At 72.6% G+C, this 12,682-nt stretch carries 12 protein-coding genes; 7 read left to right on the top strand and 5 right to left on the bottom strand.

Annotated elements, in window-relative coordinates; translation table 11 throughout:
* The first annotated feature begins 130 nt into the window (after positions 1 to 130).
* The 5 genes from AC07DI_RS22100 to AC07DI_RS22080 all read left to right on the top strand — a co-directional run bounded on the left by AC07DI_RS22100 (position 131) and on the right by AC07DI_RS22080 (position 4,749).
* The gene (locus AC07DI_RS22100) at positions 131 to 1,294 is read left to right on the top strand and encodes an NAD(P)/FAD-dependent oxidoreductase (RefSeq protein WP_384260837.1); all 1,164 of its coding nucleotides are present in this window, start codon (positions 131 to 133) and stop codon (positions 1,292 to 1,294) included.
* 300 nt (positions 1,295 to 1,594) lie between these two features.
* Positions 1,595 to 1,960 carry an Rv2175c family DNA-binding protein gene (locus tag AC07DI_RS22095; protein WP_384260738.1) on the top strand — a complete coding sequence of 122 codons (366 nt, stop codon included), beginning with the start codon at positions 1,595 to 1,597 and terminating at the stop codon, positions 1,958 to 1,960.
* A gap of 136 nt (positions 1,961 to 2,096) precedes the next feature.
* Entirely contained in the window at positions 2,097 to 2,756 is a 660-nt protein-coding gene (thiE, locus tag AC07DI_RS22090) for a thiamine phosphate synthase (RefSeq protein WP_478905746.1), read from the top strand.
* Between the two features lie 103 nt (positions 2,757 to 2,859).
* The gene (metF, locus tag AC07DI_RS22085) at positions 2,860 to 3,777 is read left to right on the top strand and encodes a methylenetetrahydrofolate reductase [NAD(P)H] (protein ID WP_384260734.1); all 918 of its coding nucleotides are present in this window, start codon (positions 2,860 to 2,862) and stop codon (positions 3,775 to 3,777) included.
* A 45-nt stretch (positions 3,778 to 3,822) separates the two neighbouring features.
* Positions 3,823 to 4,749: an SCO2102 family sporulation regulator gene (locus AC07DI_RS22080; protein WP_478905745.1), complete on the top strand. Its 927-nt coding sequence runs from the start codon at positions 3,823 to 3,825 to the stop codon at positions 4,747 to 4,749.
* A gap of 28 nt (positions 4,750 to 4,777) precedes the next feature.
* Here AC07DI_RS22080 and AC07DI_RS22075 read toward each other — a convergent pair whose 3' ends face one another.
* The 5 genes from AC07DI_RS22075 to AC07DI_RS22055 all read right to left on the bottom strand — a co-directional run bounded on the left by AC07DI_RS22075 (position 4,778) and on the right by AC07DI_RS22055 (position 10,836).
* Entirely contained in the window at positions 4,778 to 6,277 is a 1,500-nt protein-coding gene (locus AC07DI_RS22075; protein WP_384260729.1) for a phytoene desaturase family protein, read from the bottom strand.
* Between the two features lie 30 nt (positions 6,278 to 6,307).
* Positions 6,308 to 6,922, bottom strand: a complete 615-nt coding sequence (locus AC07DI_RS22070) for a DUF4126 domain-containing protein (protein ID WP_478905744.1) — start codon at positions 6,920 to 6,922, stop codon at positions 6,308 to 6,310.
* Between the two features lie 419 nt (positions 6,923 to 7,341).
* Complete coding sequence (locus AC07DI_RS22065; RefSeq protein ID WP_384260724.1) at positions 7,342 to 7,962, bottom strand: TetR/AcrR family transcriptional regulator; 621 nt, start codon at positions 7,960 to 7,962, stop codon at positions 7,342 to 7,344.
* 47 nt (positions 7,963 to 8,009) lie between these two features.
* A complete protein-coding gene (locus AC07DI_RS22060) occupies positions 8,010 to 10,094 on the bottom strand; it encodes a YhgE/Pip family protein (RefSeq protein WP_478905743.1) in 2,085 nt (694 codons plus the stop codon).
* Positions 10,066 to 10,836 (bottom strand): ATP-binding cassette domain-containing protein, encoded by a 771-nt coding sequence (locus AC07DI_RS22055; protein ID WP_478905742.1) that lies wholly within the window; start codon positions 10,834 to 10,836, stop codon positions 10,066 to 10,068. The genes AC07DI_RS22060 and AC07DI_RS22055 overlap by 29 nt, the downstream gene beginning before the upstream one ends.
* A gap of 154 nt (positions 10,837 to 10,990) precedes the next feature.
* On the opposite strand from AC07DI_RS22055, the gene AC07DI_RS22050 reads away from it, so the two are divergent.
* On the top strand, positions 10,991 to 11,539 hold the full coding sequence (locus AC07DI_RS22050) for an SAV_6107 family HEPN domain-containing protein (RefSeq protein ID WP_478905741.1): 549 nt from the start codon (positions 10,991 to 10,993) through the stop codon (positions 11,537 to 11,539).
* 97 nt (positions 11,540 to 11,636) lie between these two features.
* Positions 11,637 to 12,473: a class I SAM-dependent methyltransferase gene (locus AC07DI_RS22045; protein WP_384260714.1), complete on the top strand. Its 837-nt coding sequence runs from the start codon at positions 11,637 to 11,639 to the stop codon at positions 12,471 to 12,473.
* The last annotated feature ends 209 nt before the right edge of the window (positions 12,474 to 12,682 follow it).

Raw genomic sequence — 12,682 nt, 5'->3', positions numbered from 1 at the left:
CAGAGATCTCCTCGTAGCCATCTGAAGGCGCCCGGTCCCGCCGCCCTACAGTGATCGGGTGAGCGAGCAGCAGAGGCAGACCGGGAAAGAGCTTCAGGCGGAGCGGCGCGTCGTCGTCGTGGGCGCGGGGATGGCCGGGGTGCAGACCGCGGTGGCACTGCGGGAGCAGGGCTTCACCGGCGCGGTCACCGTCGTCGGGGCGGAGCCGCACCAGCCGTACGACAGGCCGCCGCTGTCCAAGGCGGTGCTGCTCGGCAAGGCGGAGGGCTCCGCCTTCGACATCGACTTCGAGGCGCTCGGCATCGAGCTGAGCCTGGGCCGCGCGGTCACCGGCGTGCGCCCCGCCGACCACGCTCTCGACACCGAGGCGGGCCCCCTCGCGTACGACGTCCTGGTCCTCGCGACCGGCGCCGAACCGATCAGACTCCCCGGCACCGAGGGTGTCCCCGGGGTCCACCTGCTGCGCACCCTGGACGACGCGGAGCGGCTGCGCCCCGTCCTCGCCGAGCAGCACGACGTCGTGGTCGTCGGGGCGGGCTGGATCGGCGCGGAGTTCGCGACGGCCGCGCGTGAGGCGGGCTGCTCCGTCACCGTGGTGGAGGCCGCGGGGCGGCCGCTCGCGGGCACGCTGCCCGAGGAGGTCGCGGCGCCCATGGCGGGCTGGTACGCGGACTCCGGAGCGGTACTGCGCACCCACGCGCGCGTGGAGCGCGTCGAGCCGGGCGCCGTGCTCCTGTCCGATGGGACCAGAGTGCCCGCGGGCGCCGTCGTCGTCGGCATCGGCGCGCGCCCCGCGACGCGGTGGCTGTCGGGCTCCGGCATCGAGCTCGGCGCCCACGGCGAGGTGGTGGCCGACGACCGGCTGCGCACCTCGGCCCCCGACGTCTACGCGGTCGGCGACTGCTCCTCCTTCCCTTCGGGAAGGTACGGGGAGCGCCTTCTCGTCCACCACTGGGACAACGCCCTCCAGGGCCCGCGCACGGTGGCGGCCAACATCATCGGCGAGACCCCGGCGGCGTACGACCCGGTCCCGTACTTCTGGTCGGAGCAGTTCGGCCGCTTCGTCCAGTACGCGGGCCACCACGAGGGCGCCGACGAACTCATCTGGCGCGGCGACCCGACGGGTGTGGCCTGGTCGGTCTGCTGGCTCCGCGAAGGCGCGCTCGCAGCCGTCCTCACGGTCGGCCGCCCCCGAGACCTGGCCCAGGGCCGCAAACTGATCGAATCCGCCACCCCCCTGGACCCCACCCTGACAGCAGACCCGTCAATCCCCCTGAAAAAGGCAACCCGATAACGAAACCCCCCGCCCCGTAAGGGGCGCGGGGAACTGCGCCCCCAGCCCCCACCGCCCCGCAGCAAACACCCGAGCGACCCCCCCAGGGGCGCGGGGAACTGCGCCCCCAGCCCCCACGGCCCCGCAGCAAACACCCGAGCGACCCCCCCAGGGGCGCGGGGAACTGCGCACCCAGCCCCCACGGCCCCGCAGCAAACACCCGAGCGACCACCCCCCAGGGGCGCCGGGGGGAACGCCGCACCTACCCCCACGGCCACACAGTCACCGCCCAAGGCCCCCGGCCAGAGATACGCTGGGGACGTGACCGAGATTGACGCAAAGACCGATGCTCTCGTCCCCGCCTGGCTGCACCTCCCCGACATCGCGGAAATGCTCGATGTCGAGGTGACCCGCGTGCGCCAGCTGGTCAAGGAGGGCACGCTGATCGCCGTACGCCGCGGGGAGAACCGCGCGTTGCAGGTGCCGGCCGCCTTCATCGACGGCGACAAGGTCGTCAAGGGCCTCGCCGGGACCCTGACGCTCCTGAGGGACGACGGTTTCTCCGACGAAGAGATGATCGAGTGGCTCTTCACCCCCGACCCGACCCTGCCCGGCACCCCCGCGCAGGCACTGAGCGAGAATCGCGGCACGGAGGTGAAGCGCCGCGCCCAGGCGCTCGCCGTCTGAGCAGGTGCTCGGCCGTCTGACCTGAACACACCGTCCGGCACACGGGAAGCACGGGCGTGGACGTGAGCGAGACAGCATGCTCACGCCCGCGCCCGCGCTCACACCCCGTACGCCACCGACAACGGGGGACTTCTCCATGGCTGCCGCTGCCGCCGACCACCGCGCCCAGTTCGCCGACGCCCGGCTCTACCTGTGCGTGGACGCCCGCAAGCGCCAGGGAGACCTCCCGGAGTTCCTCGACGCCGTCCTCGCGGGCGGCGTCGACATCGTGCAGCTGCGCGACAAGGGCATGGAGGCCGCCGAGGAGCTGGAGCACCTCCAGGTCTTCGCGGACGCCGCGCGGCGCCACGGCAAGCTCCTCGCGGTGAACGACCGCGCGGACGTCGCCCACGCCATCGGCGCCGACGTGCTGCACCTCGGCCAGGGCGACCTGCCCGTACCCGCGGCCCGCGCCGTCCTCGGCAGGGACGTCCTCATCGGCCGCTCCACGCATGCCGATGAGGAGGCCGCCGCGGCCGCCGTCCAGGACGGCGTGGACTACTTCTGCACGGGCCCGTGCTGGCCCACGCCCACCAAGCCGGGCCGCCACGCCCCGGGCCTCGACCTCGTGCGGTACACGGCCTCGCTCGGCACGGACCGCCCCTGGTTCGCCATCGGCGGCATCGACGCGGGCAACCTCGACGAGGTCCTCGATGCGGGCGCGCGACGCGTCGTCGTCGTGCGGGCGATCACCGAGGCCGACGACCCGGGCGCCGCCGCGGCCGACCTCGCGAAGCGGCTGCGTACAGCTGTGTGAGCAACCGCCCAGGAGTGTCCGATCCGTGGACAACAAACCGGCAAACCGGCCGAATCTCCCCGACTCGGTTGGGGGAGCGCCCCGGCCTGGCTAATCTGCCCATATGGCCTCAGGCACAGCTTCGACCAGGACTGACCGCGCGCGCACGGTACGCGACATGCTCGCGACCGGTAAAACGACGTTTTCGTTCGAGTTCTCCGCCCCGAAAACCCCCAAGGGCGAGCGGAACCTCTGGAACGCGCTGCGGCGGGTCGAGGCGGTGGCCCCGGACTTCGTCTCCGTGACCTACGGCGCGGGCGGTTCGACGCGTACCGGCACGGTCAAGGAGACCCAGCAGATCGTCGCCGACACCACGCTGACACCCGTCGCCCACCTGACCGCGGTCGACCACTCCGTGGCCGAGCTGCGCAACATCATCGGGCAGTACGCGGACGCGGGCATCAGGAACATGCTCGCGGTCCGCGGCGACCCGCCGGGCGACCCCCTCGGCGACTGGGTCCCGCACCCCGAGGGCCTCACCTACGCCGCCGAACTGGTCGGGCTGATCAAGGAGTCCGGGGACTTCTGCGTGGGCGTCGCGGCCTTCCCCGCGATGCACCCGCGCTCGCCCGACTGGGAGACCGACACCCGGTACTTCATCGACAAGTGCCGGGCCGGCGCGGACTACGCGATCACCCAGATGTTCTTCGACCCTGAGGAGTACCTGCGGCTGCGCGACCGCGTCGAGGCGGCCGGGTGCGATACGCCGATCATCCCTGAGATGATGCCGGTCACCAACGTCCGCCAGCTCGACCGGCTGCCCCAGCTCAGCAACGCCGTGTTCCCGGCGGAGCTGAAAGAGCGGATGCTCTCGGCCAAAGACGATCCCGCCGCTGTACGCTCCATTGGCATCGAGTTCGCGACGGAGTTCTGCGGGCGGTTGCTGGCCGAAGGCGTGCCGGGACTGCACTTCATTACGCTCAACAACTCCACGGCGACGCTGGAAATCTACGAGAATCTGGGTCTGCACCAGCAGGCCTGAACGGTCGTTCCCCCGGGGCCGCGGCCGAAGGGGAGAGGGGCGTACATGGGCTGGACGGTCCTCTACATCGCGTTCGGGTTCGTCGCGCTGTGGCTGCTCGGTGAGGTGCTGCTGCAGTACAAGGCCAGGCTGCGCTGGCGCCTGCTGGCCTTCGTGGGCTTCCTCGGGGTCGTCGTCGGCGTACTGATCCCCGCGGTGTGGATCATCGCGCTCGGTGCCATCGCCTTCGCCACCGGCCAGACGTACGTGACCCTGTCCTTCCGCCGGGGCTTCTCCACCGGCTGGGCGATCGGCGGGCGGCCCGGTCCGAGCAGGCGCCGCAAGAAGCAGCCGTCGCGGGCCGCCGGGGCAGTGCAGGAGCCGACGCTCCAGGTCTCCGACCTGGAGTACGAGCCGGTCCCACCGCCGCCCGCGCACGGCCCGGACGCCTCCGGGAACCCGGACTTCCCCGCTCACCCGGACTTCCCCGCGGACGCGGACATCGCGAGCGGCGGGATCTACGCCCCCGAGCCGCTGCCCGACGACACCGGCCAGTACGGCGTGTACAGCGACTCGGCGTACACCCCGCCCGCCCCGGACGGCACCCCGCGGAGCGACGGCTACGGCTACGAAGCCGCGGCCTTCCCCGGCCACGGCCAGCAGGACTACGGGTACGACGAGACGGGGCAGCAGCAGTACGCCGCCTACTCCGACCCCTACATCGGCACGCAGACCTACGGCGCGCAGAGCTACGACGGCTACGGCGACCAGCAGCAGTACGCCCCGTACGGCGGCGACACCTACGGCGGGCTCGGCGAGACGTACAACGACACCCCACCCGGTGGCGTCTGGGTGCCGCTTCAGCGCACCACCGACGATCCGCCGCACGGCGGCGAACTCCCGCAGGAGCAGCCCTACCCGTACGGGCACGGGGACGGGAACACCGGCGGGCACGACGGCCAGGGCTACAACGAGCAGCAGTACCGGTACTGAGAGCCTGTCTTCGCACCCGCCGCGGTGGTCACTGCGAGCCGCGGAACTCCGGGCCCTCCACGATCAGGCCCGCGGCCAGCGTGCCGGACATGCCGGCGTGGGGCAGACCGCCACCGGGATGCGACCAGCCGCCGACCGCGAAGAGCCCCGGCAGGCCGGTGCTGTTGGACGGGTGCAGGAGCCGCCCGCCGGACGCGGCGAGCGCCGGGGCCGGGACCGCGCCGCCCTCGGCGCCGGTGGCCTCCGCGATGTCGGCGGGGGCGCGCACCTCATGCCACAGGAGACGCCCGCTCAGCTCGGGAATCACCCGCTCGGCACGGGAGATCACCCGCAGCGCGTCGGCCTCGGTGACGTCCAGGTGCGCGGGCACCGTCGCCGTCAGCGTCACCGCCTCGTGCGCGCCGTCCGGGGTCAGGTCCGGGTCGTCGGGGCGGAGCACCGTGAGGGTGGGGGAGTCGGGCAGACCCGGCCGCTCGCCGAAGAGGCGGTCCAGCTCGTCCCGGCGGTCGGCCGTGTGCAGCACGGTCCGGTGCGGGGTGCCCTCGGGGCGGGCGCCGGACAGGGCGAGGAGGACCGTCAGACGGCTCGGCATGCCGGAGCGCGCGGGGACGTCGCCCGCTGACCGTATGCCCACGCCGGGGAGCATGGCGTCCAGGGCGGCGGGCGCTACACCGGCGACGACGAAGTCGGCCTCGGCCGTGGTGCCGTCCGCCAGCTCCACGCCCGCCGCCCGGCCGTCCTTCTCGACGATCCGCGTCACCGCCGCGTCGAACACGAACTCGACCCGCCGGGCCAGGCACCGCTCGTACACCGCCCGCGCGAGGGCGCGCATGCCGCCCCGCGCCGACCAGACACCGAACGTCTGCTCCAGATACGGCAGGACGGCCGCGCTCGCCGGGGTCGTACGGGGATCCAGGCCCTGCGCCAGCGCGAACTGCTCGAGGAGCGCCACCAGGCGCGCGTCACCGCCCAGTTCGAGCTCGCCGACCTCGGTGAGCGTGGCCGCGCGGCGCTCACGGCGCAGCAGGCGCTTGTGGGGCACCGACGGGTAGGGCTCGCGCTCGGCGAGCACCTCCCAGTTCGGCCAGAGGGGCTCTTCCAGGAGAGGGCGGCGCGTGCGGTCCCAGGCCTCCCTGGCCCGGTTCATGAACGCCGCCCAGCGCGCGCCCGCGCCGTCGCCGAGGGCCGCGTCCAGCGCCTCGCCCACGCCCGCGCGCGAGGCGTTCGGCAGGTCCGCCGTCGTGCCGTCCGCGAAGACGTGGCGCACGGCGGGCTCCACCTGGGACAGCTCGACGCACTTCTCCAGGGGTTCCTTGCCCGTCTTGATGAACAGGTCGCGGTAGACCGCGGGGAGCTGCAGCAGCGCCGGCCCGGTGTCGAAGGCGAAGCCGTCCCGCTCGACGCGGCCGAGCGCACCGCCGTACGTCCCCGCGCGTTCGTACACCACCACCCGGTGGCCCGCGACGGCCAGCCGGGCGGCCGCCGTCATCGCGCCCATCCCGGCGCCGATCACCACAATCCGTGCCATGCCAGGGACCTTATCGCCAGCCACCGACAGTCAGGGCGGTGGTGCCCCCGTGCGCCCCGCAAGCCGCTTCTCCTCGCGCCGCTGCGCCCTGCGCCGCAGGAACCGCCGAATCCGCGAGACCAGGAAGAACAGCAGGAACAGGCCGAGCAGCAGAAGCACCGCGGCGATGACCGCGGCGGCCTCGGGATAGAACATCGCGAAGCTGATGACGCCGCCGACCCCGAGGTCCTCCGCCGTGCTCATCACGAGGTTGCTGAACGGCTCGGGCGAGGTGTTGACCGCCATCCGCGTCCCGGCCTTCACCGCATGGCTGGCCAGCGCCGTCGACCCGCCCACCGCGCCCGCGGCGAGATCGGAGAGGGAGCCGCTCTGCCCCGCGAGGAGCGCCCCCACCACGGCACCGGACACCGGACGGATCACGGTGTGCACCGTGTCCCAGACCGAGTCGACGTAGGGGATCTTGTCGGCGACGGCCTCGCACACGAAGAGCACGCCGGCCACGATCAGGACGTCGGGCCGCTGGAGCGCCTCGGGGACCTCGTCACTGACGCCGGTCGCACCGAAGATGCCGAGCAGCAGGACAACGGCGTACGCGTTGATCCCGCTCGCCCAGCCGCTGGTGAACACCAGGGGGAGTACGGACACGGTCGTGATCGTAACCAGTCGGAGGCGATGCGGCACGGGGATGAGCGCTCGGGCCTGAGTATCCGTACCTAGTGGGTGAGATGAGTACGCGCACGGATGGGGCTCCACCTGCGGAGAGGGAAGAGTGTGGGGCACGGAGAAGGGCGCGGGGCCGGTACCGCCGACACGGGGCGGCGGAACGGAGCCGCGCCCTTGACCGCTCCTCCCGCCGCAGGTCGGCGGGAGCGAGACACGGGGGTGACTCGGGGGACGACCGCACGGGGGAAACGGGGGTCGGACGGGGGTCGCGGGGGGATACGAAAAGCACCGGTCCGGTGCCGCCTGGGGGAAGGCGGCACCGGACCGGCGTCGTTCGTATGTGCTGCAGTGCGTGTGCGCTGCGGTGTCTGCGCTGCGGTTCGGGCGCTGCTTTCGTAGCGCTACGCGCGCGTGCCGCTCACCCGGCCCTGCAGCAGCCGCGACAGCGCCGCGTGCACGTCGTCGAGTGAGCGCTCCGGCTGGAAGGCCTGCCAGTCGAGCGCGGCCACCAGCACCATGCCGACGAGCGCGGCGGCCGTCAGCGGGATGTCGATCTCCTCGCTGAGCTCGCCGCCCGCCACGCCCGCCCGCAGCACGTCCTCGACCACGGCGACGGCCTGCTGTCTGACCACGAGCAAGGTGGACTGCCAGGCCCGGTTGGTCCGCCACAACTCGGCGACGTACAGCTGGGTGAAGGCCGGATAGCGGTTGATGAAGACCAGACCGGCCCTGATCATCGCGTCGAGCGCGTCGACCTTGCTGCCGCCGTTCCTGTCCGCCTCCTCGGCCGCGTCCTTCAGGGAGGCGGTGAGCAGGCCGACGCCGTGCCGCAGCAGCTCTTCGAAGAGGACGGATTTGCTGGCGAAGTTGTAGTAGACCGTGCCCTTCGCGACCCCGGCGCGCTCCGCGATCTCGTCGACCGTCGTGGCAGAGAAGCCCTGTTCGGCGATGAGGGTGACGGCTGCCTCGTAGAGCTTCTGCCGGGTGGCCTCACGACGGGTGCTGCCCGTACTGCTGTCCATGGCCCTGATTCTCACAGGTTCCGCGGCACGTCCCGGCCCCGCCGCCCTCACAGCGTCAGCTCCGGGTGCAGCCGCTCCAGGGTCCACACCTGCTTGCGGTGGGCGCAGAGCGCGGTGAGTGCCAGGGCGCCCAGGGTGAAGGCGGTCAGGACCGCGCAGCCCTGCCAGACGGGACCGAGGCCGCCGCCCGTGATCAATCTCCGCAGCGCCTCGACGACGTAGCTCATCGGAAGGAAGGGATGGATGGCGCTGAAGAAGCCGGGGCTCGTCTGAACGGGGTACGTGCCGCCCGCCGACGTCAGTTGCAGCATCAGCGCGGCGAGGACGAGGATGCGCCCGGCCGCCCCGAAGCGGGCGTTGAGCCACTGCACGATGGCCGCGAAGCACGCCGTCACCAGGCAGAGGAAGCCCACCGTGCCGGCCGCCCTGGTCATCTGCAGACCGATCCCCCAGTGCAGGACCGACAGCAGGGCCGCGGTCTGGAGCACGCCGAGGGCGGCCACCGGGAGCCAGCCGGCGAGCGCGATGCGCCACGCGGAGGCGCCCGCGGCGAGCGCGCGCCGGTTGAGGGGCTGGATCAGCATGTACGCCACCATCGCGCCGACCCACAGGGACAGCGGGATGAAGTACGGGGCGAAGCCGGTGCCGTAGTTGGGCGCCTTGTGCAGGGATTGGGAGGCGAGCTGCACGGGGTCGGACATGACACCGGTGCGTTCGTCGCGGTCCTTCTTGTCGTAGTCCGGGATCTTCTTGACGCCGTCGTGCAGCCCGCCGGACAGCTTCGCTGAGCCGTCCGCCAGTTTGAACATGCCGCCTTGGAGGGTGCCCGCACCCGTCTCCAGCTTGCCGATGCCCGTGTCGAGGTCACCGGCGCCGCGCTGGGCGGTGCCGAGGCCCGTGTCCAGCTTCCTGGCACCGTCGGCGACTTTGCCCGCGCCCTTGTTGAGGTCGTTGATCTGCGTGACGGCGGTGTTCAGGTCCTCGTCGAGGTGCGGGGCGCGCTCCGCGAGCGCCCGCGACTTCTTCTGCAGCGTGGCCAGTTGCCTGTCGAGCTTCTTGACGTCGTTGTTCTGGTCCTTGATCACGGTGTTCATGTCGTCCGCGACGGTCGACACGTTCTCCGCGGCCTCCTTGGCGTCCTTGATCCGGGGGCAGTAGGGATCGGGCACCGGTGCCTTCTCGCAGCGGTCCGCGTAGAGGCGGCCGATGGCCCTGGAGCCCTCCTCGGCGCCCTTGGCGGCCCCCGGCGCCAGCTTGACCCAGGTGTCCAGGTGGTGGCGCAGCGCCTTGGAGGAGTCGGCGACGAGGCGGGCCGTGTCGCCGATGGTCCTGCCGTTGTCCTTCAGGAAGGGCCGCACCTTGTCCGCGGTGCCGTTGACCTTGTCGGCCAGCTTCTGCGTACCGTCCGCCACCCGCTTCGAGCCGTCCTTCAGGTCGCCCGCGCCCGTGTGGAGCTTCTTGATGCCCCCGGCGAGGTCGCCGCTGCCCTTCTTGGCGTCCTTCAGGCCGTCCGCGAGGTCCTTGGAGCCCTTCTTCGCCTTTCCGATGCCGCTGTCCAGCTTGTCGGCGCCGTCGGCGGCCTTCTGCGTCTTCCCGTGGATGTCGGAGAACGAGATGAAGATCTTGTCGAGGAACGAGCGCGACGCCTTCGTGGACGCGGCGGAGCGCACTTCGGAGAAGACGGTCCGCGATATCTGCCCGACGATGTAGTTGTTGGCGTCGTTCGTCCTGACCCGCAGGGCGCCCGTCTCCGGAGAGGACCCCGAACTCGACGCGATGCGCTTGCTGAAGTCCGTGGGCATCGTCAGCGACAGGTAGTACCTGCCGTCCTCGACGCCCTCGCGCGCCTCGGCGTCGCTCACCTCGTGCCATTCGAAGGTCTTGCTGTCCCGCAGCCCCTTGACGATGTTGTCGCCTGCCGCGAGCTTCCTGCCCTGCGCGGTGGCCCCCTTGTCGTCGTTGACGAGCGCCACGGGGATGCGGTCGAGACGGCCGTACGGGTCCCAGAAGGACCACAGGTACAGGGCGCCGTAGAGCAGGGGCAGCAGCAGGAGCGCGACGAGCGCGGCGCGCGGCAGCTTCCCCCTGCCGAAGCGCCTGAGCTCAAGCGCGGCGAGCTTCGGCGAGCGCATCCGCCGTCTCCTTGTCGTCGTCGGTGCGGGTGGCGTTGGCGCCGGTGCGGACCACGACGGCGCCCTCGGGGGCCTCGCTGCACACCGCTAGGACGGTCGTCCCGCCGTCCGCGAGGGACCGCAACATGTCCCAGACCGCCGCTCGTTCGGCGTCCGAGAGCTTCATGTCGGTGTCGTCGACGGCCAGCACGCGCGGCCGGCCGATCAGGGCCAGGGCCACGGAGAGCCGCAGGACCTCAGGCCGCTCCAGGTCGCGCACGGAGGTCCGCCGGCCCTTGGGCAACGACTCCAGGTCGAGCCCGGCGGCGGCCAGGGCGGCGTCGACGCGCAGCCGCAACTCGTTCCGGCGCTCGTCACGGGGCCGCAGGAGCCCGCGCGGGGAACCGCCGAACCGCCGCTCCAGAAGCGCCCGTTCGTGCAGGTGCTCGGCCACCGTCAGGGCCGGATCGAGGTCGGTGACGCCCGGCACGGGGCCGAGCCCGCTGATCCTGCGTACCGCGGCCAGCTGCTTGGGCAGCCGGAAGCCGCCCACACGGGCGTGGCCCTCGGTGGCACGCATACGTCCGGTCAGAGCGAGCAACAGACAGGTGCGGCCCGACCCCGAAGGGCCCTCGATCGCGATCAGCGACCCGGGCTCCGCCTCGAATCCGATGCCGCGGAACGCCCAGCCCCGTGGCCCCTGGAGCCCGAGGCCCCCGGCGGCGACGGCGGTGCCGCGCGCCTCGTCGGTCGAACCGTCCACAGTCCCCCCTGCTTTTGAACTGACTGGTCAGTACAAAAGTACGCCCGAACCCACGATCGGGGCAAAGGGCCAGGTCAGGGCCGATTGTCAGTGGCGTACTCCACGATGGGCACATACGGCCACTGCGCCGTCACACGACGACAGGAGGTTCGTCATGGCCAGCACTTCCGCAGCAGCCGCCCGTCGGCACCGCGCCGTCGGCCCTGCTCCCGCACTGACCGGCCCGGCGAGCGATGTCCACCCCGTCCTGCGCCGCGCCACGGCCCCGCCCGCCGCCCTCGAACTGCTCGCCCAGGCCCGCGCCGGAATCGACGAGGCCGCCCGCCTGGACGCGCCGAACGAGCGGTACGCCACCGCCCACCTCGCCGCCCTGCGCACCGCCGCCGCCGTCCTCGCCGCGCGCGGGCGCCCCGAGACGACCCCGCGCCGTCGCCAGCGCATCCGCAGCGCCTGGGAAGTCCTCCCCGAGATAGCCCCCGAACTGACCGAGTGGAGCGCCCTGTTCGCCTCCGGCGCCGCCCGCCGGGCCCGCGCAGAGGCGGGCATCAAGGACGCCGCCACCACCCGCGACGCCGACGACCTGCTCCGCGACGTGGCGATGTTCCTGCGCATCGTCGAGCGGATGCTGGTCCTGCAGCCCGTCCTGCCCCAGCCGAGGCAGGAGCCGCCGGCCGCCGGAGAGGAGCCGCCACAGGCGGGCTGAGGGGGGTCTCACGCCGCGGGACGGGTGGCCCGGGCACCGAACGCCAGGCAATAAGGTGGTGGTGATCCGCACCCCACGCGCCGAGGAGTCAACTGCCGTGTCGGACCCGATGCGCCCACCCGCCTCCCACCAGCACCCCCAAACGGCGTCACCGCGCTCCGACTCCCCCCGTCCGCGCGCTTCCCTGCGCACCGCCGTCGTCTGGGACGTCCTGAAGGAGGCCCTCGACCGTCGCGTCAAGGTCACCGGCCGGGAGTCCCGCGCCGAGCTCGACGTGCTCGACACCGGCGGCGGCAGCGGCAACTTCGCGGTGCCCGTCGCCCAGCTCGGCCACCGCGTCACCGTCGTCGACCCCAGCCCGAACGCCCTCTTCGCCCTTGAGCGCAGGGCCGCCGAGGCCGGCGTCGCGGACCGGGTGCGCGGCGTCCAGGGCGACGTGCTCGGCCTCTTCGACGTCGTCGAGCGGGGCGGCTTCGACGCGGTCCTGTGCCACGGCGTCCTGGAGTACGTGGACGACCCCGCCGAGGGCGTGCGCCTCGCCGTCGACGCGCTGCGCCCCTCCGGCGTCCTCAGCCTGCTCGGCGCGGGACTCGGCGGCGCGGTGCTCGCGCGGGCACTCGCCGGGCACTTCACCGAGGCGCGGACGGCGCTCAGCGACCCGGCGGGCCGCTGGGGCGAGGGCGACCCCGTGCCGCGCCGCTTCACCGCCGAGCAGCTCACCGAGCTGGTCGAGGCCGCGGGCGTGCGTGTCGACGCGGTGCACGGCGTCCGGGTCTTCGCGGACCTGGTCCCCGGCGTCCTCGTGGACACCGAGCCGGGCGCCCTGGAGGCCCTCCTCAAGCTGGAGGCCGCCGCCGCGGAACTGCCCGCTTTCCACGCGGTGGCCACCCAACTGCATGTGCTCGGTGAGGCGCGGGGCGCCGCGGAGGCCTGAGGTGCCGCTGCGGCCGACCGGCTGATCAGCGACGCAGCCGCACATGGAGTACGCCACAGGCCCCCCGAACGGGCTACGGGCGCCGTATGATCGAGGCACACCGTTCTGCATGACGGTCCGGCCGCTGGGGAATGCACGCATCAGCGAGCCGGGGTGGCGTGGTGGTCCGGTTTGGCGAAGTTGGCGCAGAGGGGCGGGTTTCACGGGGG

Source organism: Streptomyces sp. NPDC044106 (assembly GCF_056433985.1).
Note: the sequence above shows the minus strand (reverse complement) of the source record. Positions and strands in the feature narration are given on the sequence as shown.